A 23,003-nucleotide genomic window follows, 5' to 3' on the forward strand; every position below is an offset into this window, starting at 1 on the left:
GAGCAGCTCCATGAACATTTCCCGCATCTATATCCTCCGGCCCATCGCCACCTCGCTGCTGATGGTGGCCCTGCTCCTTTCCGGGCTGCTGGCCTATCATTATCTGCCCATGGCGGCCCTGCCGCAGATCGACTACCCCACCATCCAGGTGCAGACCCTGTACCCCGGCGCGTCCTCCGAGGTCATGGCCGCGGTGGTCACCTCGCCGCTGGAACGGCAACTGGGCACCATGTCGGGCCTTGTGCAGATGACCTCCCTGTCTTCGGCCGGGGCTTCGGTCATCACCTTGCAGTTCGACCTTTCCGTGCCGCTGGACGTAGCCGAGCAGGAGGTGCAGGCCGCCATCAACGCGGCGGACAACCTGTTGCCATCCGACCTGCCCAACCCGCCGGTCTACAACAAGGTCAACCCGGCGGACCCGGCCATCATGACGCTGGCGGTCTACAGTGACGCCATGCCTCTGACCCGGCTGGAAGACCTGGTGGACACCCGGCTGGCGCAGAAGATTTCGCAGATCACCGGCGTGGGCCTGGTGACCCTGTCGGGCGGGCAGCGGCCCGCGGTGCGGGTGCAGGTCAATCCCTCGGCCCTGGCCTCGGCCGGGCTGACCATGGCCGACGTGCGCTCGGCCATCGCTTCGGCCAACGTCAACGACGCCAAGGGCAGCTTTGACGGGCCCCAGCGCACCAGCACCATCGACGCCAACGACCAGCTGGCCTCGGCCGAGGAATACGCGCGGACCATCATCGGCTACAGCAACGGCGCGCCCCTGCGTCTGGAAGATGTGGCCACCGTGGAGGAGGGCGCGGAGAACGCCCGTCTGGCCGCCTATGTGGCCGACGGGGAGCAGGGCTTCCGCCCGGCCATCGTCCTCTCCATCCAGCGCCAGCCCGGCGCCAACGTCATCACCGTGGCCGACAGCATCACCCGTTTGCTGCCGCAGCTGCAGCAGGCCCTGCCCGGGCATGTGCGGGTGCAGGTGGTGACGGACCGCACCACCACCATCCGGGCCACGGTGCACGACGTGCAGCTGGAACTGGTGCTGGCCGTGGTCCTGGTCATCGCCGTCATCTGGATCTTCCTGCGCAACGTGCAGGCCACCATCATCCCGGCCCTGGCCGTGCCCCTGTCGCTGGTGGGCTCGCTGGGCGTCATGTACCTGGCGGGTTTCTCGCTCAACAACCTGACCCTCATGGCCCTGGTCATCGCCTCCGGTTTCGTGGTGGACGACGCCATCGTGGTCATCGAGAACATCAGCCGCTATCTGGAGAACGGCTACAAGCCCCTCCAGGCCGCCCTCGTGGGGGCCGGGCAGATCGGTTTCACCATCATCTCCCTGACCCTGTCGCTGGTGGCCGTGCTCATCCCCCTGCTGTTCATGGGCGACGTGGCCGGGCGCCTGTTCCGCGAGTTCGCGGTCACGCTGGCCGTGACCATCCTCATCTCGGCCGTCATCTCCCTGTCCCTGACGCCCATGCTCTGCGCGGTCATGCTGCGGCCGGAGCGGCACAAGGAAGGGGAGGGCAATTTCTTCCCGGCCCTGCTGCGCTGGTATGAAGGCAAGCTGGACTGGGTGCTGGCCCACCAGCGCCTGACCCTGGCCGTGGCCGTGGGTACCCTGCTGCTGAGCGTGGCCATGTACGCGCTGGTGCCCAAGGGCTTTTTCCCCACGCAGGACACGGGCGTCATCCAGGGCATCGCGGAATTCCCGCAGGATACCTCGTTTGCGGCCATGGCCCGGCGCCAGAAAGAACTTTCCGACGTGCTGCTGGCTGATCCGGCCGTGGCCCGGGTGGCGTTCTTCGTGGGCGTGGACGGCATCAACCCCAGCCTGGCCACCTCGCGCCTGACCATCGACCTCAAGCCGCTGGAAGAGCGCGACCACCGCGCCCCGGTCATCGCCCGGCGTCTCATGGAGCGGGCGGACAGCCTGCCGGGCATGGATCTGTTCCTGCAGCCCGTGCAGGACCTGACCGTGGAGGACCGCGTCTCGCGCACCCAGTACCAGCTTTCGGTGGAGGCCCTCAGCGACGCCCAGCTGGAAGGGCGCATCCCGGACATCCTGGCGGCCTTGCGGGCGCGGCCGGAGCTGAGCCATGTGACCAGCGACCTGCTGGGCCGGGGCCGCATGCTCTGGCTGGACATCGACCGCGATGCGGCCAGCCGTCTGGGCGTGAGCATGGACGTCATCGACAATGCCCTTTATGACGCGCTGGGGCAGCGCCTGATCTCCACCATCTTCACCCAGACCAACCAATACAAGGTGGTGCTGGAAAGCGCCCCGCAATTCCGGCGCGGCCCGGACGACATCGAAAAGATCTACGTCAAGGGCAGCGAGGGCAAGCCCATCCCGCTCTCGGCCCTGGTGCGCATGGAAGAACGCTCCGCGCGCCCTGCCACCATGCGGCAGGGCCAGTTCCCGGTGGCCACCATCTCCTTCAACGTGGCCGAAGGCTCCTCCCTGGGGGCGGCCGTGAGTGCGGTGGAGGAGACCCTTGCTTCCCTGGAGCTGCCTTCGTCCCTGCGCTGCCAGTTCCAGGGCGCGGCCCATGCCTTTGCCTCGTCCACGGACAATCAGGTCTGGCTGCTGCTGGCCGCCGTGGTCACCATGTACATCGTGCTGGGCGTGCTCTACGAAAGCTACATCCATCCCGTGAGCATCCTGTCCACCCTGCCGTCGGCGGGCATCGGTGCCACGCTGGCCCTCATGCTCTGCGGCATGGAACTGGGCGTGGTGGGCATCATCGGCATCATCCTGCTCATCGGCATCGTCAAAAAGAACGCCATCATGATGATCGACTTTGCCCTGGAGGCCGAGCGGCAGGAAGGCAAGGATCCGCAGGCCGCCATCCGGCAAGCCTGTCTGCTGCGTCTGCGGCCCATCCTCATGACCACCATGGCGGCCCTGCTGGGGGCCCTGCCGCTGATGATCGGCTGGGGCATGGGCGCGGAACTGCGCCGTCCGCTGGGCGTGACCATGGTGGGCGGCCTCATCGTCAGCCAGGTGCTGACCCTGTTCACCACGCCTGTCATCTATATCTGGTTCGCGCGTCTGGCCGAGAAGCTGGGCCGCCGTGGCGGGGAGGCCGGTCATGAGCAGGCCTGAGGAGACGCCCCGGGCCGCCGCATCCGGCCGGGAGAGCGGCCACGCCCATGAAGGGCAGGATCTGGCTCTGGCCGGGGAACGGCGCAAGCGCTTCGGGCCGGAATTCATCCCCCTGAACCTTTCCGCGCCCTTCATCCGTCGGCCCGTGGCCACCACGCTGCTGACCATCGCCGTGACCCTGGCGGGCATGGTGGCTTTTTTTCTGCTGCCCGTGGCGCCCCTGCCCGAAGTGGACTTCCCCGTGGTCAGGGTGCAGGCCAATATGCCCGGGGCCAGCCCCGAGACCATGGCCTCCACTGTGGCCACGCCGCTGGAACGGGCCCTGGGCCGCATCGCCGGGGTGACCGAGATGACCTCCAGCAGCAGCCTGGGCTCCACGCGCGTCATCCTCCAGTTCGACCTGGACAGGGACATCAACGGCGCGGCCCGTGACGTGCAGGCGGCCATCAACGCCGCCCGTTCCACCCTGCCCACCATGCCGTCCAACCCCACCTACCGCAAGGTGAACCCGTCGGGCGCGCCCATCCTCATCCTGTCCGTCACCTCGGACGTCCTGAGCCGCACCCAGCTCTACGATGCCGCGTCCACGGTGCTGGCCCAGAAGATCAGCCAGATCGCCGGGGTGGGCGAAGTGACCGTGGGCGGCGGCGCCCTGCCTGCCGTGCGCGTGGACATCTCGCCCGATGCCCTGCACCGCACGGGCCTGAGCATGGAAGACGTGCGTGCGGCCCTGGCCGGGGCCAATGCCTTTTTGCCCAAGGGGCATCTGGAGAACGAAAGCACCTCCTGGACCGTGGTGGCCAGCGACCAGCTGCGCACCGCAGCCCAGTACCGCAAGGTCATCGTGGCCGAGCGCGGCGGTGTCGTCATCCGTCTGGGCGACGTGGCCACGGTGACGGATTCCAGCCAGGACATCCGCCAGATGGCCCTTTCCAACGGCAAGCCCTCCATCCTGCTCATCGTATTCCGTTCGCCCGGGGCCAACATCATCGAGACCGTGGACAGGGTGAAGGCCATGATCCCGCAACTGCGCTCCTGGCTGCCCGAAAGCGCGGATCTTTCCGTGCGCATGGACCGCTCCCAGACCATCCGGGCCTCGCTGCACGAGGTGGAGAAGAGCCTGTTACTGTCCATGGCCCTGGTGGTGCTGGTGGTCTTCCTCTTTTTGCGCAACGGCCGCGCCACCAGCATCCCTACCGTGGCCGCGCCGGTATCGCTCATCGGCACCTTCGGGGTCATGTATCTGTGCGGCTACACCCTGGACAACCTTTCGCTCATGGCCCTGACCGTGGCCACGGGCTTTGTGGTGGACGACGCCATCGTGGTGCTGGAGAACATCGTGCGCCGTCTGGAGATGGGCGAAAAGCCCCTGCGGGCCGCCCTGCGCGGTGCGCGCGAGGTGGGCTTTACGGTCATCTCCATTTCCCTGTCGCTGGTGGCGGTCTTCATCCCCATCCTGTTCATGGGCGGCGTGGTGGGACGCCTGTTCCGCGAGTTCTCCGTGGTGCTGGCCACGGCCGTGCTGGTCTCCATGGTGGTCTCCCTGACCACCACGCCCATGATGTGCGCCACGTTGCTGCGGCCTTTCGATGAAGAGCTCGCCCGCCGCAGTGCCCGCCTGCGGGCGGAAGAGGGCGGACAGCAGGGGATATTCACCCATGTGGGGCGGTTGTGGGGCCGCTTCCTGTCCGCCATGCAGGAGGGCTATTCCCGCAGCCTCTATGTGGTGCTGGATCACTGGAAGCTGACCCTGACCGTGCTCCTGCTGGTGGTGGCGGCCAATGTCTGGATGTACGTCGTAGTGCCCAAGGGTTTCTTTCCCCAGCAGGATACGGGCGTCATCATGGGCGGCATCCGCGCTGACCAGAGCGCCTCGTTTCAGGACATGGAAGTCAAGCTGGCCCGGCTGGTGCGCATCCTCAGCGCCGATCCGGCCGTGGACCAGGTCTCGGCCCACATCTCGGGCGGCCGCGGCGGCGGGGGCGTGTTCATCTCCCTCAAGCCGCTGGAGGAACGCGGCATCAGCGCCCAGCAGGTCATCGGCCGTCTGCGCGGCAAGATGTCCTCGGAACCGGGGCTCCAGATCTTTTTGCAGGCCGCGCAGGACATCATGATGGGCGGGCGCAGCTCCCGTTCCCAGTACCAGTACACCTTGCAGGCCGACGATCTGGACAGTCTGCGCCGCTGGGGACGGCGTTTGCAGCAGGAGTTCGCGGGCATCCGCATCCTCAAGGACGTGGACAGCGACATCGAGGAACGGGGCCTGCAGACCCTGCTGACCATCAACCGTGACGCTCTGGCCCGGCTGGGCCTGACCATGAAGGACATGGACGCGGCTCTGAACAATGCCTTCGGCCAGCGTCAGGTCAGCACCATCTATGAGGAAAAGAACCAGTACCGCGTAGTGCTGGAATATGCCCTGCCCTGGCTGGAAGGCGAGGATTCGCTGGGCAAGGTCTGGCTGCCGGGCAAGGACGGGGCCGTGCCCCTGCTGGGCGTGGCCGAGGTCTCACCGGCCTTCGCGCCCCTTTCCGTGGCCCATCAGGGCCAGTTCGCGGCCGTGACCCTGTCCTTCAACCTGGCGGAGGGCGCGTCCCTTTCACAGGCGCAGGCGGCCATCGACGAGGCGCGCGTGCGCATCGGCATGCCGTCCACCATCGTGGGCAGCTTCCAGGGCACGGCCAAGATGTACAGCGATACGGTCAGGGAGCAGGTGCTGCTCATCCTGGCGGCCCTGGCCGCGCTCTATATCGTGCTGGGCGTGCTTTACGAGAGCCTCATCCATCCGCTGACCATCCTCTCCACCCTGCCGTCGGCGGGCATCGGGGCCCTGCTGGCCCTGCGGGCCTGCGGCATGGAGTTCAGCGTCATCGCCCTCATCGGCGTACTGCTGCTTTGCGGCATCGTCAAAAAGAACGCCATCATGATGATCGACTTTGCCATCGAGGCCGCGCGCACCCGCAACCTGCCCCCGCGCGAGGCCATCCACGAGGCCTGCCGCCTGCGCTTCCGTCCCATCATGATGACCACGGCCGCCGCCATCCTGGGGGCCGTACCGCTGGCCCTGGGGCAGGGCGACGGCGCCGAGATCCGCCAGCCCCTGGGCATCACCATCGTGGGCGGCCTGCTGGTGAGCCAGCTGCTCACCCTGTACACTACGCCCGTGGTCTACCTGTGCCTCGACCGGGCCCGTTTGCGCTGGCGCCGGCGCTGGTGGCGGCTGCGCTACGGCGAACGCAAGGCGGCCCTGCTGACGGCGCTTTGCCGTCAGGGCTAGGGACTGTCTTTCAGCAGGAGGGGGGGCCGGGCCATGTCGCGGCCTTCCGGGGGCATGGCCCTTGCGGCCGTCATCCTTGCGGCCTTCCTGCCGGCGTGTTTTGTACGGAAAGGGCGGCGCTGTGGAAGGCCCCACCTCCCTTGATGATTCCCTGTCCGGACGGCTCCTGTCCTCCTGATTCGGACAGGAGCTTTTTCTGCGTCCTGTTTCTGCCTCCGCAAGTCCTTTATTTCCACTCCGCAGATTGACGGCCCGCATGGGGCCTCCTATGCTGGGACGGCGACAGTGTCGCCAAAGAGACAGCCTGTGGAGGGAACATGAAAATCAGGGACTTCGGACTGGAGATCTTTTTTGGACGGTATGAATTCAGCGCGCCGTATCTGCTGGCGCAGTCGGACTGCGAGTCCCTGAGCATCCGCGAGTTGCTGGCTCTGGAGCCGGGCGCGCAGGAAGACTTTCTGGATACCTGGCTGGGCTACAGCGAGAATGACGGTGCTCCGGCCCTGCGGGAGGCGGTCTCCGGCCTGTACACGCAGTGCGGTCCGGAAAACGTGCGGCTGCATGTGGGCGCGCAGGAGGCTATCTTCGGGGCGCTCAACGTGCTGGTGGAGCCGGGCGAGCATGTGATCTGCCAGTTCCCCACCTACCAGTCCCTGTACGAGGTGGCGCGGGCCGCGGGCTGCGAGCTCTCCCTCTGGCCCCTGCATCAGGGCGAGGACGGCTGGTATTGCGACCTTGACGAGCTGGAGCGGCTCATTACGCCCAGGACGCACCTGCTGGTGCTGAACACGCCCAACAATCCCACCGGCTACGCCCTGTCCGCCGACGAGCGGCAGCGCATCTGCGAGCTGGCCCGCCGCCACGGCCTGCGTATCCTGGCCGATGAGGTCTACCGGGGCCTGGAAGCGCCGGATGCCGTGCCCCCGGCCTTTTGCGACATCTACGAACGGGCCTTTTCCGTGGGCGTGCTCTCCAAGGCCTACGGCCTGCCCGGCCTGCGCGTGGGCTGGATCGCCTCGCAGGAACGGGACGCCATCGGCGCCCTGAGCCGCTACAAGAATTATCTCAGCATCTGCTGCCCCACGCCTTCCGAAGCCCTGGCCCGCATCGCGCTGAAGCACGGCCCGGCCGTCCTGGCCCGCAACCGGGAGATCATCGCCCGTAATCGCCGGATCGCCGCCGACTTCTTTGCCCGTTACGACCACGTGTTCCTCCACAATCCGCCCCAGGCCGGTCCCATCGCTTTCCATGGCCTGCGGCCGGACTTCGTGGCCCGCTTCGGTTCCGCACTGGCTTTTTGCGAACACCTGGCCCAGTCGGCCGGTGTGCTGCTCCTGCCCGGCAATGTCTATGACATGGACGCGCCCTATGTGCGCATGGGCTACGGCCGCGCCAACTTTGCCGAGAACCTGGCCGTGCTGGACGGCTGGCTGCAGCAAAACGGTTAAGCTCAGGGAGGGAGTTTCCGGGAGGGAAGTCTCTTTCCCGCACCGTAAGGGGATCGCTTCCCCACCGCGCATTATGAAAAAAGGACGCCATGGCGGCGTCCTTTTTTTACGGGGGCTCCAAGGGAGGAAGCGATCTGGATGGGGCCCCCGTCAGGCCGGGATGTCCCTAACTACGAGGCAGCGACGGGGACCTGTGCCCGTACCTGAAAGTTTTTGGGGAGAGGGGCCCGGGGGAGAGAGCTTTTGTTTGCAAAGAGTCTCTCCCCCGGAGTGTCTGTCATTCTTACAAGGGCGGCATCTCGCCTGCCTGGCCGCGTGCGGCTTTGTCCAGCCAGTCGGCCCAGCGGCAGCCGGTCTCGATGAGCCTGTCCTGCGACAGCCGGGCGCTGTCATACAGGATGAGGGCCGAACCGCTCAGGGGGTTGAGCTCTATGTCCCGCACACCGTCCACACGCAGGAGGGCGGAGCGGGCCTTGCCGGCGATGGCGGCGTCACGCAGGGCAGGGTGCCGGACGCGCACGCGTCCGTCCATGAAGCTGCGGACATATTTCACGAAGCGCAGGCTGTCGAGCATCAGGCGGCCTCCAGCTGACGGGCGTGGCGACCGGGCAGATGCGGCCGCATGGCATTGAGGGTCACGCCCAGGGTCGTCAGGTTATGCAACAGAGCCGAGACGCCGGGCGTCAGGATCATGAACAGGCCCCCGGCCAGGAACATGCTGTTGAGCAGCATGGTGGCCGCAAAGTTGATGTGGATGCGCCGCAGGGTGGCCCTGCCCAGCAGCCGGGCCGTGATGAGCCCGCTGAGGTCCGGCCGGGTGAGCAGCACATTGGCCACTTCGCGGGCCAGGTCGGCACCGTCGCACATGGCCACGCCCACATGGGAGGCGGACAGGGCAGGCGCGTCGTTGATGCCGTCGCCCACCATGAGGACCTTGCAGCCTTGGGCGGTGAGGTCGGCGATGACGTCTGCCTTGTCGGCGGGCAGGACCTGCGAACGGTATTCCTTGAGCCCCAGCTTGCCGGCCACGGCACGGGCGGTACGCTCGTCGTCGCCGGTGAGCATGAGGATGCGGCGGAAGCCCAGCTCTTCGAGCTGCTTGAGGACCTGCGGGCATTCGGGGCGCAGGGGGTCCTCGATGGCCAGGAACCCGGCCAGCTTGCCGTCGATGGCCAGATAGAGCAGCGAGCGTCCCATCCGGGCCTGGGCGTCGATCTCCGCCTCCAGGGGCGAAAGGTCGATGCCTTCGTCGCATTCGATGTAGTGGCGGCTGCCCACACGCACGGCCTTGCCGTACAGGGTGGAGGCGATGCCGTGGGCCACCACATATTCCACCTGGGCGTGCTCTTCCTCATGCTGCAGGCCTTCTTCCTGCGCGCAGCGGACAACGGCGCGGGCCACAGGATGGGGGAAGTGTTCCTCAAGGCAGGCCGCAAGGCGCAGGACCTCGTCCCGGTCATGACCGGCGGCGGGGATGACCTCCACCACATGGGGGCTGGCGTTGGTGAGGGTGCCCGTTTTGTCGAAGACCACGGTATCGGCTTCGGAAAGGGCCTCCAGGAAACGGCCGCCCTTGATGACCACGCCGTGACGCGCGCCTTCGCGCATGGCGGCCAGCACGGCCAGCGGGGTGGCAAGACGCAGGGCGCAGGAGTAGTCCACCAGCAGCACGGAAGCCGCCTGCATGGGGTTGCGGGTGATGAGCCACACAAGGCCCGCCAGGGCGAAGGTGAAGGGCACGGCCATGTCGGCCATGCGTTCGAATTTGCCCTGGATGCCTGCCTTGAGGGCCTCGGATTCTTCGATGAAGCGCACCACCTGCTTGAGGCGGGTGCCGTCGCCCACATGGGTGGCGCGGATGACGAGATGTCCCTGCTCCACCACCGTGCCCGAGTAGACGGCAGCGCCCTTGCTGCGGGCCACGCCCAGGGGCTCGCCGGTCATGCTGGCCTGGTTGACCACGGCCTCGCCGTCCTCGACGATACCGTCCACAGGGATGGAGCCGCCGTCGCGGACCACGACCAGATCGCCTTCACGCACATCGGAGAGCGGGACGCTGGTCTCCACACCATCGGCCAGTACCCAGACGGTATCCACGTTGAGCGCCAGGCTCTCGGTCAGGCTGTCCATGGAGCGGCGGCGCGTCCAGTATTCCAGGGCCTCGCCCAGTCCCAGCAGCAGGGTCAGCACGGTGACGGTACGGAAGTCGCGCCGCAGCAGGGAAACACCGATGGCCGCGGCATCCAGTACGTCGACATTGAGCTTGCCCTGGAGGAGCGAGGCGAGGCCCTTTCGCAAAAAGGGAAGGGCTCCCATGACACTGCTGGCCACACGCAGCTTGAACGGCAGGAAAGGACGGACGAAGAGGAAGCGCATCAGGGGGCCGAAACCGTGGGCCCCCATCTCGTCCTCATCATGGGCCGGCAGGCGGCTGCCGGAAGCGTGCCGTTCGAGGCTGCTTTCCAGCTCCTGGGTCAGGGTGGCCAGGACGCTGCCGTCATTGAGGGCACCGGCGTCCTGGGCAGCCAGGGAGCGGAGCACGTCCTGCCGGGCCTGCGCATGCCGGTAGAGCACGAGGACGCTGGGCACGCGCGGATTGACCCGCACGCCTTCCACGCCGTCGATGGCATCCAGAGTATCGGCCAGGATCTCGGTCTGCACCTGTGTCATGGGGCGGCAGGCACGCGCACGCAGCCGTCCGGCCCCGTTGGAGCAGCTCAGTTCATGAACCAGAAAAAAGCGCATGCGCGTGCCCTCATCAGGCCTGAGGATCGGCAGCTTCGGCCTTGCGCTTGTCAGCGGCCTGACGGGCTTCGGCGGCCAGATCTTCCATATCTTCCTTGACGGCTTCCACCTTGCTCATGATGGCGTCTTTCATGTCCATGCCGCGGCTCACCAGGTCGGTGGCCAGGGGTTTGAGATCGAGCTTGCCGCGGGTGACGGCAACGGTGCCCACGACGCCCAGCGCCAGACCACCCAGGAAAAAGAGACCGTATTTCAGACCGTTGTTCATGCTTGTGCCTCCGTTTGCACAGGTAAAAGGATACAGAGGGCCATCCGGGCCATGTTCTGGCACGGCCCGGACAGCAAAAGACGCACGATTGGGAGAAGAGAGGGGCTAGTTGGAGACGTCGACGGTGATGTGGTCGGCTTCGCTGTTGCGCAGGGTGACGGTCACGCCGGAAAGGCGCAGCGCAACGGGGTCTTTGAGGGGCGCGCGGCCCACGACGGAAACGGTGGTCCCGGGGATCAGGCCCATGTCCCGGATGCGGCGGCCCATTTCTCCAAGGGCTTCCACCGTGGCGATCCTGCCGCTCTGGCCGATCTGCATCTGACGAAGGCTGATGATGTCGCTCATGATCTTCTCCTTTGCTGGTACGGGCCCGGAGCAGGGACCGGCATACCTGCGCAGTGCGATCCGGCCGGGACGATCCCGACCGGGCTTGGGGGGCGGCTGATCCGGCATGTCGAACCGCTACTCCGGGCTTGCAAAGAAGCATGGCGTAAACTAGGATGAGTGTCAAGAAAAAAGAAAATCACTTTCATTTTTCTTTTGACCTGTATGTAAAATTTTTTATCTTTTCATTTTAACCTCTTACCCCAGGAGTGCTCTTATGGAAGAAGCCTGTCTCGCTACAGGGGACCTCGCTGTCCCCGCACGGCCCGCGACCAAAAAGCTCAGCGGGCGCAAACTGGCCATGCGCATCATGCTCGGTGCGCTGGGGGCATCGGTGGTGCTGGGCTTTGCCGGCAACAAAACGGCCCATGTGCTGACCGGCGCCGTGTTCAGCGCCCTGCTGGCCGACCACGTCTGGAAGCGCCGCAAGGCCCTGTAAGGATCGTCACATGGAGCGTCCTTCCGACGGGAATGCGGCTTTGCCCGCTGCTTCGGGGGCGGCCGTCCCCCGGTGGAAAGCCCTGCTGGCCACGGGTATCCGGCGGCTGGCGGTCTGGGGAACGGGCCTGCTGGCGGCCCTGGTCGCCCTGCTGGCCCTGGCCCAGATCGTCTGCCTGGTCCTGTGTCTGCTGGCTCTGGTGGTCCTGGCCCTGTGTTTCCTGATGGCTTCCTATCCCGAGGAATGCCGCCAGTTCTGGCGCATGCTGCGGGAGACGCGCGCGGAGGGACGCGGCAACGATTCCTGAACCTTGGGGGCGGCCGTTGCGGCCTGGGGGGCCGGCCGCTCCGCAAGGGAAAGGAGCCCGCAGGAGGCTGCGGACAAAAAAAGACCACCCGTCGGCGGGTGGTCTTTTTTCGTATCAGGGAGCGGGGGAGAGCCTATTCCTTGGGCTGGTCCTCGTCGGGCAGGTTGGCCGTCTCGTGCTGGCCCTGCAGCAGGTTGCGGTGACCGACGATGATGTGGTCGAGCACTTCGGGCTTGGCCAGGGCCGTGGTATCGCCCAGGTCGTCATAGACGTTGCCCGCGATCTTGCGCAGCATGCGGCGGATGACCTTGCCGGAGCAGGTCTTGGGCATGGCTTCCACGAACTGGATGTATTCGGGGGAGGCCAGGGCGCCGATGTCGCGGCGCACGGTGTCGCGCAGCTTTTTGCGCACGTCGTCGCTCCAGGGCACTTCGTCACGGGTGACGACATAGGCGTAGATGCCTTCGCCCTTGAGGGCATGGGGCATGGGCACCACGGCGGCCTCCGCCACTTCGGGGCAGGAGGCCAGCACGGCCTCGATCTCGGCGGTGGAGAGACGGTGGCCGGAAACGTTGATGGAATCATCCACGCGGCCCAGGATCCAGAAGTAGCCGTCCTCGTCCACTTCGGCGCCGTCGCCGGACTCGTAGCAGCCGAAGCGCGAGAAGTAGGACTGGTACTTTTCTTCGTCGTTGTACACGCCCTGCATCATGCCGGGCCAGGGCTTGCGGATGACCAGATGGCCGCTGCGGGTGGAGCCGTCGCCGTCTTCCTCGTCACGGGTGGCGCTGCCGCCCATGACGGCCGCGTCGATGCCGGGCAGGGGCCGCGAGGCCGAGCCGGGCTTGAGCTTGGTGGCGTAGGGCAGGGGGCTGATCATGGCGCCGCCGGTCTCGGTCTGCCACCAGGTATCCACGATGGGCAGCTCGCTGCCGCCGATGTTCTTGTGGTACCAGTGCCAGGCTTCGGGGTTGATGGGTTCGCCCACGGAGCCCAGGATGCGCAGGGTGCGCAGGTCATAGCGTTCGGCCCAGGCTTCGCCCAGACGCATGAGGGAACGGATGACCGTGGGGGCCGTGTAGAGGATGTTGACGCGGAATTTTTCCACGATGCGCCAGTAGCGGTCCGGCTTTGGCCATGTGGGCACGCCTTCGAACATCACCACGGTGGCGCCCAGGGCCAGCGGCCCGTACACGCCGTAGGTATGGCCGGTGATCCAGCCCATGTCGGCCGTGCACCAGTAGACGTCGTCGTCGCGCATGTCGAAGACCCATTGCGTGGTATGCGCCGCATAGGTCAGGTAGCCGCGCGTGGAGTGCATGATGCCCGTAGGCTTGCCGGTGCTGCCGCTGGTATGCAGCAGGAAGAGCGTGTCGTTGGCGTCCATGGGCTCGCAGGGGAAGTCCACGTCCAGGGTGAAGTCCTCGATGAGGTCATGCCACCAGATGTCGCGGTTGGGGGTCATTTTCACGTCGTAGAGGTCGGCGTGGTTCACCACCACGTGGGCCACGGAGGGGCACTTTTCCAGGATGGGGTCCAGGTTGGCCTTGAGGGGCTTGATCTTGCCGGCGCGGATGGCGGCATCGGCGGTGATGACGACCTTGGCCTTGGAGCCCTGGATACGGCTGCGCACGCCGCCTTCGGCATAGCCGGAGAAGATGGCCGTATGGATGGCGCCGATGCGGGCACAGGCCAGCATGGCGATGACCAGCTCGGGGATCATGGGCATGTACAGGGCCACACGGTCTCCCTTGTTGATGTGCAGGGAGCTCAGGGCGTGGGCCACACGGCAGACCTCGGTATAGAGCATCTGGTAGGTGAAGCAGCGCACGTCCATTTCCTTTTCGCCCTGCCAGATGAGGGCGGCCTTGTTGCGGCGGCCGGAGATGAGGTGCGGTCGATGCAGTTGAAGGCGGCATTGAGCTTGGCGCCGGTGAACCATCTGTACTTGTGCCGCGCTTCGTCGGCCTCCAGTACCTTGTCCCAGCGCTTGAACCAGTGGATCAGCTGCGATGCGCGTGCCCCCCAGAAGTCATTGGGGTCTTCCAGAGCTCGCCGGCAGATGGCGTCGGCTTCGTCCTGACCGCAGATCCACGCGGACGACTTGCCGTGCTCGGGGGGGAGGTAGCTACGCTTCTCGGTTAAGAGAGTGGTAATCCGTTCCTGGGACATGATGGCAACTCCATAAGCTTAAGACTGCAAACAACAGTGGAAAATCATCCATGCTACCGGCGTAAAGTGATTTCTTACGGGCGTTAAGGGCCGGAAAACTGTTTGTGCTACCAGTCATCGTGGAGAAAAAAGGGACAAGGAGCTGAAACAGAGTGCAACAAAACGGCAGCAGGCACCGGTATGCATGGGAATGCTGAATAGTGAAAAAAATCCCAATCTGGAACGATTTTTTATGAAATTTTTTTTAAAATTTTTTCCATATTCGGAACGAGAGCCTGCTTTTTGTGCAAAAAATGCATGGCGGCAGAGAAAATGACCGGCAGCACGGCCGGAAAATGAAAAGGGCGGCCTCATGACGAGACCGCCCTGAAAAGCAGGATGGAGATGGCGCAAGGATCAGTCCACGGGACGCATCCAGCCTCCCTCCAGCAGGAGGGCGGCAAGACGGCTCACCGGCAGGCCCACCACCGTGGACCAGGAACCGTGCACGCTTTCCACCAGAAAGGCCCCCTGGCCCTGGATGGCGTAGGCCCCGGCCTTGTCGGCCGGTTCGCCGCTGCGCACATAGGCGCGGAGAACGTCTTCAGGCCAGGCATGGAAGCGGACGGCGCTGGTATCGGCAAAGCCCGCGCTGCTCCCGTCGGGGAAAAGGCAGCAGACGCCGGAGATGACCTCATGCTCGCGGCCGGAAAGGCGCCGCAGCATGTCCAGGGCGTCCGCATCGTCAGCGGGCTTGCCCAGGATGTCGTGGCCCAGGGCCACCACGGTGTCGGCGGCCAGGATCAGGTCGTCGGCCCCGGCATCCGCCGAGGCGGCCACGGCCCGCGCTTTGGCCGTAGCGGCACGCAGGGCGTAGGCGGCGGGCGTTTCCCCGTGTTCGGGGCGCGGTTCCACCCCGGTGGGACGGACGATGGTATAGGGCAGGCCCCATTCATCCATGAACTGGCGGCGTCGCGGCGAGGCCGAAGCCAGCACCAGCCGGATGCCGGGCCGCAGGAGGAAAAGGGGCTGGAGCGGGGCCGTGTTCATCGGCCCGCCTGATGGGGCCAGTTCTGGCGGGGCCAGTGGCGCAGCAGTTCCTTGCCTTCCATGTCGTAGACGTGGAAGCAGCCGTCCTCATACAGGCCGTAGCTGCGGGGGAATCCGCCCTTGGGCAGGCTGAGGGAGCCGGGGTTCCAGAAGTGCAGGCCGTCCAGGCTCTCGCCGCGCGGGATGTGGGTATGGCCGCGCAGGATGACCGTGCCCGGGGCAAAACCCGGCAGAGGCGGGTTCTCCGGCAGACGGTGGCCGTGGCTGGCGAAGATGCGCAGGGCGTCGGCCTCTATCCAGGCATTCTCCGAAACGGCGAAGGGCGTGAGCATGATGTCCACTTCGGCGTCGCAGTTGCCGCGTACGGCCGTGACCGGGCAGGGCAGATGGTTCAGGCGGTCCAGTTCTTCCAGCACGGAGCGGGTGTCATAGCCGCCGGGCAGGGGGTTGCGCGGACCGTGGTAGACCAGGTCGCCCAGCAGCACCAGCATGTCGGGCGACAGGCGTTGGGCCGTATCACAGAGGAAGCGCAGGCTGTCCAGCGAGCCGTGCAGGTCGGAAGCGATGAGCAGACGCATGGACGGCCCTAGCCTTTGTGTTTCTCATCCCAGCGGGCGCGCTCCACAGCGGCGTCCACCAGCATGATGGGGATATCGTCACGCACGGGATAGACCACGTTGCAGGCCGGGCAGGCCAGGCCTTCGGGATGCTCGGCAGAGGGCAGGGGCTCCAGAGAGCCCATGCAGCGGGGGCAGGCCAGAATCTGCAGCAGTTCCTGTGTGTTCATCATGATGTTTCCTTGTCTTTGGGGACAGCGGCCCCCTGTTTTGCGAGGGCAAAAGCATAGCTTTTTGCCGTCCGTTCTTCAAGACAAAGCTGCCGGGACGACCTGCGGGAAAGCGTGACCTGACGGGCCCTGCGGACCTTGCCACGGGAGTGCGCAGCTTGCTTTTTTTTCATAAAGTCGTAGTTTACTTGAAAAGAAAAAGATAACTGTCAGGGATGAAAGCATGCAATTCATTGATTTACATACGCATTCACAGGCCTCTGACGGAACGGACAGCCCCGGGCAGCTCGTGCGTAATGCCCAGATCCAGGGGCTGGCGGCGGTGGCGGTGACCGATCACGATACGGTCTCCGGCCTGGACGAAGCCGAGGCGGCAGCCCGTGACCTGGGGCTGGAATTCGTGCGTGGATGCGAACTGTCGACCAGTACGGAGCTGGGCGAGATGCATATGCTCGGCCTGTGGCTGCCCCGGGATCTGGCTCCCCTGCAGGACAGGCTCCAGTATCTGCGCCGCAAACGCAGCGAGCGCAACGTCCGCATCGTGGAAAAGCTCCAGGGCCTGGGCGTGGAGATCGAGCTCGACGAAGTGCTGCACGAGGCCCGCGGTGAGAGCGTGGGGCGCCCGCACATCGCTGCCGTGCTGGTCCGCAAGGGCTATGTGAAGGACGTCAGCGAGGCCTTCAAGGAATATCTGGGCTATTACGGCCGCGCCTATCTGCCCAAGGAGGTCCTGCAGCCCGAAGAGGCCGTGGAAGTCCTCTCTTCTCTGGGGGCCACGGTCTGCCTGGCCCACCCTATGCTGCAAAAGCTGCCCGAGGGCTGGCTGGAAGCCTTCATCGAACGCCTCCTGCCCTGCGGGCTCACGGCCATCGAGGCCTATCACAGCGAACATTCCGAGGCCGCTTCCCGGCGCTGCCTGGAGCTGGCCCGCCATTACGGCCTGGGCGTCAGCGGCGGCTCGGACTATCACGGTACCAACAAGCCCCGTATCCGTCTGGGCAAGGGCTACGGCTCCCTGCGCGTGCCCTACAGCGTGCTGGAAGAGCTGCGCGAGATGCGCGCCCGGCGCGGCCTGCCCTGCTAGGGCGTGGCGACCTGTCCGCAGTTTGCTTGTGGGGGAAGGGAAACCTCTCATCTCCGCTGTCGATGCCCGTAACGCTCCTTCGTCGTTAACGGGCACGGCCTGCGGCCGCCTTCGGTCGCTGCTCGCGCGAGTTTTTTCCCTTTCCCCAAGCCCCATCCTTTCCCCAGCGCGCTTTTTCAGGTGGGCGCTGGCTCATGCGGCGGGCATCCTTCTTTGGGGATGTGTGCTGGTATCCTTTATTTCATTGGAATACAACGGAGAGTTGCGTTGAAAGGCCCGGGGAAAAGGGGGGCTTGAGGAGGCTCACCCCTCTTTCCGTGAGCCTCATGCGGCCCGTATGTGCAACGGGGCCGGTGGGTAGCGTCTTCATGGCGGGAGCGTCCTGCGCGGGCATGCTGTGCCCTTCCCGTTCCCGTGCCTCTGGTTATTCTGGCCGTATCTGTCTGCCGCAGATCTTCCACTGTCGGCGGATGCAAAAAAGCGGGGCCCTCTTGAGAGGGTCCCGCTTTTTTCGTCAGTGATGGTCAGGAGCGGCTAGACTTTGCCCATGCCGCAGCACTTCTTGTACTTCTTGCCGCTGCCGCAGGGGCAGGGATCGTTGCGGCCCACGCGGGGCTTGGCCTTGGCGGGCTGGTTGCCGGCATCCGTGGTCTGGCTGCCGGAGTAGGCCAGGTCGTCGTTCTCCTTGTGGCGCAGGCTCAGGGTGGGCTTGGCCTTGGGGGCTTCCTGCTGCGGAGCTTCGGCCGGGGCATTGCCCCCTTCCACGGCGTCCTCGGCAGGGGCGGGTTCGGCGGGCTGCACATGCACGCGGGTCAGGGCGCGGAACACGCCTTCGCGGATCTGGAAGAGCATGGACTGGAACATCTCGAAGCCTTCACGCTTGTATTCCAGCTTGGGGTCCTTCTGGCCGTAACCGCGCAGGCCGATACCGTCACGCAGGGCGTCCATGTTGCGCAGATGTTCCTTCCAGGTGCGGTCCAGTTCTTCCAGCAGGAAGTAGCGCAGGATGTCCTGGTACAGGGGACCGGCTTCTTCGCGCAGCTGCTGGAAGATCTGGTGGATGCATTCCTCACAGCCGGCACGGTCGGGCACGGGAGCATCGGCCGCCAGCACGCGGCCCAGGTTGAAGACGTCGGCCAGACGGGCCTGCAGGGCCTTGCGCAGCTCGATGGCCGTATCGGTATCGGCCTGCTCCAGCGGCGTGTAGGCATCGTCCAGGATATCGTTGCGGAACTCGCTCAGCACGGGTTCCAGATCTTCTTCCACCATCATGTCGCGGCGCAGGGTGTAGATGACCTCGCGCTGCTGGTTCATGACGTTGTCGTAATCCAGCAGGGTCTTGCGGATCTCGAAGTGGTGGGCTTCTACGCGCTTCTGGGCGCTTTCCACGGCGCGGGTGACCATGGTGTTCTCGATGGCTTCACCATCCTTGAGGCCCAGCTTCTCCATGAGGCCGCTGATGCGGTCGGAGCCGAACAGGCGCATGAGGTCGTCTTCCAGCGAGAGGTAGAAGCGGGAGGAACCGGGGTCGCCCTGACGGCCGGAACGGCCGCGCAGCTGGTTGTCGATACGGCGGCTCTCGTGGCGTTCGGTGCCCAGGATGTGCAGGCCGCCCAGTTCCAGCACGCCTTCGCCCAGCACGATGTCCGTACCGCGGCCGGCCATGTTGGTGGCGATGGTCACATGGCCCTTCTGGCCGGCCTGGGCCACGATCTCGGCTTCACGGGCGTGCTGCTTGGCGTTGAGCACGCTGTGCGGGATGTTGAGCTTTTTCAGGCGCTGGGAGAGCATTTCCGAGGTCTCGATGGAGATGGTGCCCACCAGCACGGGCTGGCCCTTTTCGTACAGCTCGCGGATGGCCTCGATGATGGCATCGTACTTTTCCTTGCGGGTACGGTAGATGAGGTCGGGGTAGTCCTTGCGCTGCATGGGCTTGTTGGGCGGGATGGAGACCACTTCCAGATTGTAGATCTGGTGGAATTCCACGGCTTCGGTATCGGCCGTACCGGTCATGCCCGCCAGCTTGTCATACATGCGGAAATAGTTCTGGAAGGTGATGGAGGCCAGGGTCTGGTTCTCGGCGGCGATGGTGACGTTTTCCTTGGCTTCCAGGGCCTGGTGCAGACCGTCGGAATAGCGGCGGCCGTCCATGAGGCGGCCCGTGAACTCGTCCACGATGACCACCTTGTCGTTCTGCACGATGTAGTCCACGTCGCGCTTGAAGACGTGATGGGCCTTCAGGGCCTGCAGGATGCAGTGCTGCTGGGTGATGTTGGCCGGGTCGAAGAGGTTGTCCACATGCAGCAGGGCTTCGCAGTGGGCCACGCCTTCCTCGGAGAGCATGGCGGTGCGGGCCTTCTCGTCCACGGTGTAGTCTTCGGGGCCCAGCTGGCGCACGATCTGGTCCATGGCGCGGTACATGCCCACGCTTTCGTCGGAAGCGCCGGAGATGATGAGCGGGGTACGGGCCTCGTCGATGAGGATGGAGTCCACTTCGTCCACGATGGCGAAGTTGTGGCCGCGCTGCACCAGCTGCGTGGCGTAGAACTTCATGTTGTCGCGCAGGTAGTCGAAGCCGAACTCGTTGTTGGTACCGTAGGTGATGTCGGCGCCGTAGGCTTCCTTGCGGGCCTGGTCGTCAAGTCCGTTGACGATGACGCCCACGGAAAGGCCCAGGAAGTTGTAGAGCTTGCCCATCCACTGGGCGTCGCGGGTGGCCAGGTAGTCGTTGACGGTCACCACATGCACGCCCTTGCCGGAAAGGGCATTGAGGGCCACGGGCAGGGTGGCCACCAGGGTCTTGCCTTCACCGGTCTTCATTTCGGCGATCTTGCCGCGGTGCAGCACGATGCCGCCCACCAGCTGCACGTCATAGTGGCGCATGCCCATGACACGGCGGGAGGCTTCGCGGACCAGGGCGAAGACTTCGGGCAGAAGATCGTCCAGGGTGCGTTCACCGGCCTGCACCTGCTGGCGGTATTCCGCCATGCGCTGGGCGAAGTCCTCGTCGGCCAGTTCCTGCATCTGGGATTCGAGCGCGTTGATGCGCGCCACGATGGGGCGCAGGCGGCGCAGGTAGCGGTCGTTCTTGCTGCCGAAAATCTTTTTGAAAATGAAACCGAACATGCGTTCTCCTCGTTTGGCGGGATGGCCTGCCCCGGGGCAGGCGCGCGACCGTGTGCATCCTGAAAAAAACGGACGGGCCGTGCGTGAAAGGGCCCGGCACCGGGGGCCGGGCGTCACGAACGGTCGCGCATGCCGTAGAAGTAAGGTCAAAACACGGCTTTGGCAATGCACCGAGGGGGAAAAATGCCCTCACGGACGGGAGAAAGCGCGTCTGGCGACCAGCTGGGGCGGGGGAGGGCTGTGGGGAAAAGCTGCAGCAGGCTGCCCAGCGGGAGCGGGATCTTCATTGGGCAGGGCCGGACTTGCCTGCCTGCGGGAAGAGCCGGGCCGGGGAAGATCAAGGGGAAGGCCAAGGGGAAGGGAAGAGCAGGAGGGAGGGGCTTCCCCGTTAAAACAGGGGCCTCTTCTTTAAAGAAGCTTGCCCGCAGGCCCTGCCTGTTGAGGCAGGAAACTGCGGGCGATACGGGCAGCCACGGGCATCCGAAGCTTCTGCCGCTGTCACCATCGTCCTTGCGGGCAAGGGCGGCCGCGGTTCCGTGCGGATGCGGCAGCAGGGCAGAGGGCTCCTCCCTGAACGGCACCGGTCTAGGCTTCCGGGCCGTGTTCCTGTTTGATGACGGCTTCGGACTTGATGCGGTCCAGCAGCTCGGCAAAGGTGGCTTTGACGTTCTCGCGGATGTCACCGGCCACCACCAGCAGGAGCAGGTCGTCACCGGGCTGCAATTCCCCTCCATTGGCCTGGGCCACGATGGCGAAGATGCCGGGGCGCTGCTCCATCTCATGACAAATGGCGTCCATCTTGGCCTGGTCATGGCTGACGGTGATGGAGCTGACCGGCGCATGATCCTTGCGCGACCAGCCGCGGACAACGCCATTGTGTACCAGCATCATGCCCACTTGGTCGGTGAAGCCGGGGCGGGCCTTGAGTTCCTGCAAAACCTTGTTGACGTCCATACTGACTCCTTTGTCTGCGGTGCCGGATCGGTCCGGCGCAGGAGCAAGCATACACGGCCCAAGCCCGTGGATAAAGGGCGGACGGCGCGGAAAAACAGCTTTTTGTGCCAATCTTCATCTTATAATACGCTGGAATGATTTGAGAATAAAAAATATTACTTATTTTTGCGCTAGGTATTGATTTTTTAATTAAGAATAATTACTATTTAAAAAAGCACATGGAGGAGTATATGAACCGCCTGCAAGATTATGCTCTTTATGATATTTCCTGGAACCTGAGCCCTGAACACGCCGTGACCATGTACCTCGAATGGGGCAACAACGACTGGCACTCCGAATATCCGCCCGTGCGCTCCAAGGAAGATGTGTCCCACTACTTTGTGGTGGACAGCTGGGGCAAGGAACCCGTCATCCGCCTGGTGCGCCGCAACTCCGAAAACGCTGAAGACCTGTTCACCATGCCGCTTCCCCACCACCTGCTGTCCGAATACGAATCCGTGCACGGCAAGTGGCGCGGCATCAGCGAACCCACCCCCGCCATCAAGAGCTGGCTGCGCCACGAACTGGGCCAGTAGACAGCTTTGACGTCATAACGAACCTTTCTTCTTCATTCCCTCCTCAAACCCATAAACCTCCACACCAAACGCACCAGACAGGGCCCCGGCAACGGGGCCCTTCGTCTTTTGGGGGCCCGGGATACTGCCATGCCATCCCGGCCAGGGCAGTTGCCCGCGGGCTCTTCGAGAGGGGCGGCGGGGCACGATGGCCTGTCCGCATCCCTGCCCGGACGGAAGAGCCGCAGCGGAGCGGTCGACCGTTCGCAAGCTTCCCCGGACGGCGGACATAAAAAAGCCGGTGGCTTTGGCCACCGGCTTTTTCATATCTGTCAGGCGCGTGCCTTACTTGTTGGTCTTGAGGAAGTTCTTGGCACGGGCCGCTTCGGGCGAGTTGGGGTACTTCTTGATGAGCTCGTTCATGCGGGCCTTGGCGGCGGCCTTCTGGTTCATCTTGCTGAAGCAGATGCCCTGCTTCAGATAAGCGCCCGGAGTACGGTTGCTCTTGGAGAACTTGGTGATGACCGTGTCGTAGGCCAGGGCGGCGTCAGGGAACTGGTTGCGCTGGAAGTAGCACTCGGCCAGATAGTACTGCGCGTCGGGAGCCATGCTGTGCGTGGGATAGTTCTTCATGAAGTCGGCGAAAGAACGCTGGGCCTCATCGTACTTGCGGGCCTGGAAGGCATTGAGGCCGGCGTCATACAGGGCCAGCGAGATGTCCTTCTTCGCAGCGGGCTTGGCTTCGGGCTGGGGCGTGGGCTGGCCCCAGGTGCTGCCCGCAGCGGCCGGAGCGGCGGCAGGAGCAGCGGCGGCATCACCGTAAGGGCCGGTAGCCAGACCGGCGGCGGCACCGGCTGCTGCACCGGCAGCGGCACCAGCGGCGGGCGCGGCATAGGGGTTCTGCTGGGGCTGGAACAGGGGCGCATTGGCCTGGGGCGCGGCGGCATGGGCCGGAGCGGCGCCACCGGCGGCCATGGGCTCGCCCAGGTTGAGGTTGAGGGCCATGCTGGTCTCCACCTGGCGCAGGGCGGCATCATGGGCACGCACGCGTTCAGCCAGGGCAGCGGCACCGCCCACGTTCTTCAGGTCGTCCACCAGGCCCTTGAGGGTGTTCAGTTCCTGGCGCATGGCCTGCACCTGGTTCCAGACTTCGGCCTGGGCAGGCTGCATCTGGCGCAGCAGGGTATCGTGTTCCTGCACGCGCTGCTCAAGATACATGCTTTCGTTGGCAGCGTTGCTGCTGCCCTGACCCACGCAAGCGCCCAGCATGGCGGTGGCGCAGATCAGGCCACACAGAGGAAGAAGACGTTTGCTGTTCATAGA

The 23,003-nt window shown here is 65.0% G+C and carries 17 protein-coding genes and 1 pseudogene; 7 read left to right on the plus strand and 11 right to left on the minus strand.

Annotated elements, in window-relative coordinates:
• Positions 1 to 10: 10 nt before the first annotated feature.
• The 3 genes from ACQRCJ_RS01270 to ACQRCJ_RS01280 all read left to right on the plus strand — a co-directional run bounded on the left by ACQRCJ_RS01270 (position 11) and on the right by ACQRCJ_RS01280 (position 7,831).
• Positions 11 to 3,106, plus strand: coding sequence for a multidrug efflux RND transporter permease subunit (locus tag ACQRCJ_RS01270; protein ID WP_427799199.1), 3,096 nt, complete (start codon positions 11 to 13; stop codon positions 3,104 to 3,106).
• Positions 3,093 to 6,383: an efflux RND transporter permease subunit gene (locus tag ACQRCJ_RS01275; protein ID WP_427799200.1), complete on the plus strand. Its 3,291-nt coding sequence runs from the start codon at positions 3,093 to 3,095 to the stop codon at positions 6,381 to 6,383. Before ACQRCJ_RS01270 ends, ACQRCJ_RS01275 begins: the two co-directional genes overlap by 14 nt.
• A 317-nt stretch (positions 6,384 to 6,700) precedes the next feature.
• Positions 6,701 to 7,831 (plus strand): aminotransferase class I/II-fold pyridoxal phosphate-dependent enzyme, encoded by a 1,131-nt coding sequence (locus tag ACQRCJ_RS01280; RefSeq protein ID WP_427799201.1) that lies wholly within the window; start codon positions 6,701 to 6,703, stop codon positions 7,829 to 7,831.
• A 283-nt stretch (positions 7,832 to 8,114) separates the two neighbouring features.
• Here the strand turns inward: ACQRCJ_RS01280 and ACQRCJ_RS01285 are convergent, their stop codons facing one another.
• From ACQRCJ_RS01285 to ACQRCJ_RS01300, 4 genes are all read right to left on the minus strand, one after another.
• Entirely contained in the window at positions 8,115 to 8,405 is a 291-nt protein-coding gene (locus tag ACQRCJ_RS01285) for an HMA2 domain-containing protein (protein ID WP_303931249.1), read from the minus strand.
• Positions 8,405 to 10,576 carry a heavy metal translocating P-type ATPase gene (locus ACQRCJ_RS01290; RefSeq protein WP_427799202.1) on the minus strand — a complete coding sequence of 724 codons (2,172 nt, stop codon included), beginning with the start codon at positions 10,574 to 10,576 and terminating at the stop codon, positions 8,405 to 8,407. The genes ACQRCJ_RS01285 and ACQRCJ_RS01290 overlap by 1 nt, the downstream gene beginning before the upstream one ends.
• 13 nt (positions 10,577 to 10,589) lie before the next feature.
• Positions 10,590 to 10,844, minus strand: a complete 255-nt coding sequence (locus tag ACQRCJ_RS01295) for a DUF6110 family protein (RefSeq protein WP_168934523.1) — start codon at positions 10,842 to 10,844, stop codon at positions 10,590 to 10,592.
• A 105-nt stretch (positions 10,845 to 10,949) separates the two neighbouring features.
• On the minus strand, positions 10,950 to 11,189 hold the full coding sequence (locus ACQRCJ_RS01300; RefSeq protein ID WP_168934522.1) for a FeoA family protein: 240 nt from the start codon (positions 11,187 to 11,189) through the stop codon (positions 10,950 to 10,952).
• A 256-nt stretch (positions 11,190 to 11,445) separates the two neighbouring features.
• On the opposite strand from ACQRCJ_RS01300, the gene ACQRCJ_RS01305 reads away from it, so the two are divergent.
• Together ACQRCJ_RS01305 and ACQRCJ_RS01310 are read left to right on the plus strand one after the other, a co-directional pair.
• Entirely contained in the window at positions 11,446 to 11,667 is a 222-nt protein-coding gene (locus ACQRCJ_RS01305) for a hypothetical protein (protein WP_168934521.1), read from the plus strand.
• Positions 11,668 to 11,677: 10 nt separating this feature from the next.
• Positions 11,678 to 11,974 (plus strand): hypothetical protein, encoded by a 297-nt coding sequence (locus tag ACQRCJ_RS01310; RefSeq protein ID WP_204673875.1) that lies wholly within the window; start codon positions 11,678 to 11,680, stop codon positions 11,972 to 11,974.
• Positions 11,975 to 12,107: 133 nt separating this feature from the next.
• On the opposite strand, the pseudogene acs reads toward ACQRCJ_RS01310, so the two are convergent.
• The 4 genes and pseudogenes from acs to ACQRCJ_RS01330 form a co-directional block, all read right to left on the minus strand.
• Positions 12,108 to 14,146 (minus strand): annotated as a pseudogene (acs, locus tag ACQRCJ_RS01315) (acetate--CoA ligase).
• A gap of 396 nt (positions 14,147 to 14,542) precedes the next feature.
• On the minus strand, positions 14,543 to 15,175 hold the full coding sequence (locus ACQRCJ_RS01320; RefSeq protein ID WP_204673874.1) for a Maf family nucleotide pyrophosphatase: 633 nt from the start codon (positions 15,173 to 15,175) through the stop codon (positions 14,543 to 14,545).
• A complete protein-coding gene (gene yfcE, locus ACQRCJ_RS01325) occupies positions 15,172 to 15,753 on the minus strand; it encodes a phosphodiesterase (protein WP_168934518.1) in 582 nt (193 codons plus the stop codon). Before yfcE ends, ACQRCJ_RS01320 begins: the two co-directional genes overlap by 4 nt.
• Before the next feature lie 8 nt (positions 15,754 to 15,761).
• Positions 15,762 to 15,965, minus strand: a complete 204-nt coding sequence (locus ACQRCJ_RS01330) for a Trm112 family protein (RefSeq protein ID WP_303931243.1) — start codon at positions 15,963 to 15,965, stop codon at positions 15,762 to 15,764.
• A 220-nt stretch (positions 15,966 to 16,185) separates the two neighbouring features.
• Here ACQRCJ_RS01330 and ACQRCJ_RS01335 point away from each other — a divergent pair, with 220 nt between their 5' ends.
• The gene (locus ACQRCJ_RS01335; RefSeq protein WP_168934516.1) at positions 16,186 to 17,046 is read left to right on the plus strand and encodes a PHP domain-containing protein; all 861 of its coding nucleotides are present in this window, start codon (positions 16,186 to 16,188) and stop codon (positions 17,044 to 17,046) included.
• A gap of 534 nt (positions 17,047 to 17,580) precedes the next feature.
• Here the strand turns inward: ACQRCJ_RS01335 and secA are convergent.
• Positions 17,581 to 20,172, minus strand: coding sequence for a preprotein translocase subunit SecA (secA, locus tag ACQRCJ_RS01340; protein ID WP_427799203.1), 2,592 nt, complete (start codon positions 20,170 to 20,172; stop codon positions 17,581 to 17,583).
• A 585-nt stretch (positions 20,173 to 20,757) separates the two neighbouring features.
• Positions 20,758 to 21,126 carry a molybdenum cofactor biosynthesis protein MoaE gene (locus tag ACQRCJ_RS01345; protein ID WP_427799204.1) on the minus strand — a complete coding sequence of 123 codons (369 nt, stop codon included), beginning with the start codon at positions 21,124 to 21,126 and terminating at the stop codon, positions 20,758 to 20,760.
• Positions 21,127 to 21,356: 230 nt separating this feature from the next.
• Here ACQRCJ_RS01345 and ACQRCJ_RS01350 point away from each other — a divergent pair, with 230 nt between their 5' ends.
• The gene (locus ACQRCJ_RS01350) at positions 21,357 to 21,701 is read left to right on the plus strand and encodes a DVU0772 family protein (protein ID WP_168934513.1); all 345 of its coding nucleotides are present in this window, start codon (positions 21,357 to 21,359) and stop codon (positions 21,699 to 21,701) included.
• A gap of 324 nt (positions 21,702 to 22,025) precedes the next feature.
• On the opposite strand, the gene ybgF is transcribed toward ACQRCJ_RS01350, so the two are convergent.
• Entirely contained in the window at positions 22,026 to 23,000 is a 975-nt protein-coding gene (ybgF, locus tag ACQRCJ_RS01355; protein ID WP_168934512.1) for a tol-pal system protein YbgF, read from the minus strand.
• Between the last annotated feature and the right edge of the window lie 3 nt (positions 23,001 to 23,003).

This window comes from Desulfovibrio sp. SGI.102 (genome assembly GCF_050314315.1).
Lineage (GTDB): Bacteria > Desulfobacterota > Desulfovibrionia > Desulfovibrionales > Desulfovibrionaceae > Desulfovibrio.

Bases quoted from the DNA above. Each gene is read 5' to 3' on its own strand.
- ACQRCJ_RS01270 (WP_427799199.1), top strand. From the start codon at position 11: ATGAACATTTCCCGCATCTATATCCTCCGGCCCATCGCCACCTCGCTG.
- ACQRCJ_RS01275 (WP_427799200.1), top strand. From the start codon at position 3,093: ATGAGCAGGCCTGAGGAGACGCCCCGGGCCGCCGCATCCGGCCGGGAG.
- ACQRCJ_RS01280 (WP_427799201.1), top strand. From the start codon at position 6,701: ATGAAAATCAGGGACTTCGGACTGGAGATCTTTTTTGGACGGTATGAA.
- ACQRCJ_RS01285 (WP_303931249.1), bottom strand. From the start codon at position 8,405: ATGCTCGACAGCCTGCGCTTCGTGAAATATGTCCGCAGCTTCATGGAC.
- ACQRCJ_RS01290 (WP_427799202.1), bottom strand. From the start codon at position 10,576: ATGCGCTTTTTTCTGGTTCATGAACTGAGCTGCTCCAACGGGGCCGGA.
- ACQRCJ_RS01295 (WP_168934523.1), bottom strand. From the start codon at position 10,844: ATGAACAACGGTCTGAAATACGGTCTCTTTTTCCTGGGTGGTCTGGCG.
- ACQRCJ_RS01300 (WP_168934522.1), bottom strand. From the start codon at position 11,189: ATGAGCGACATCATCAGCCTTCGTCAGATGCAGATCGGCCAGAGCGGC.
- ACQRCJ_RS01305 (WP_168934521.1), top strand. From the start codon at position 11,446: ATGGAAGAAGCCTGTCTCGCTACAGGGGACCTCGCTGTCCCCGCACGG.
- ACQRCJ_RS01310 (WP_204673875.1), top strand. From the start codon at position 11,678: ATGGAGCGTCCTTCCGACGGGAATGCGGCTTTGCCCGCTGCTTCGGGG.
- ACQRCJ_RS01320 (WP_204673874.1), bottom strand. From the start codon at position 15,175: ATGAACACGGCCCCGCTCCAGCCCCTTTTCCTCCTGCGGCCCGGCATC.
- yfcE (WP_168934518.1), bottom strand. From the start codon at position 15,753: ATGCGTCTGCTCATCGCTTCCGACCTGCACGGCTCGCTGGACAGCCTG.
- ACQRCJ_RS01330 (WP_303931243.1), bottom strand. From the start codon at position 15,965: ATGATGAACACACAGGAACTGCTGCAGATTCTGGCCTGCCCCCGCTGC.
- ACQRCJ_RS01335 (WP_168934516.1), top strand. From the start codon at position 16,186: ATGCAATTCATTGATTTACATACGCATTCACAGGCCTCTGACGGAACG.
- secA (WP_427799203.1), bottom strand. From the start codon at position 20,172: ATGTTCGGTTTCATTTTCAAAAAGATTTTCGGCAGCAAGAACGACCGC.
- ACQRCJ_RS01345 (WP_427799204.1), bottom strand. From the start codon at position 21,126: ATGGACGTCAACAAGGTTTTGCAGGAACTCAAGGCCCGCCCCGGCTTC.
- ACQRCJ_RS01350 (WP_168934513.1), top strand. From the start codon at position 21,357: ATGAACCGCCTGCAAGATTATGCTCTTTATGATATTTCCTGGAACCTG.
- ybgF (WP_168934512.1), bottom strand. From the start codon at position 23,000: ATGAACAGCAAACGTCTTCTTCCTCTGTGTGGCCTGATCTGCGCCACC.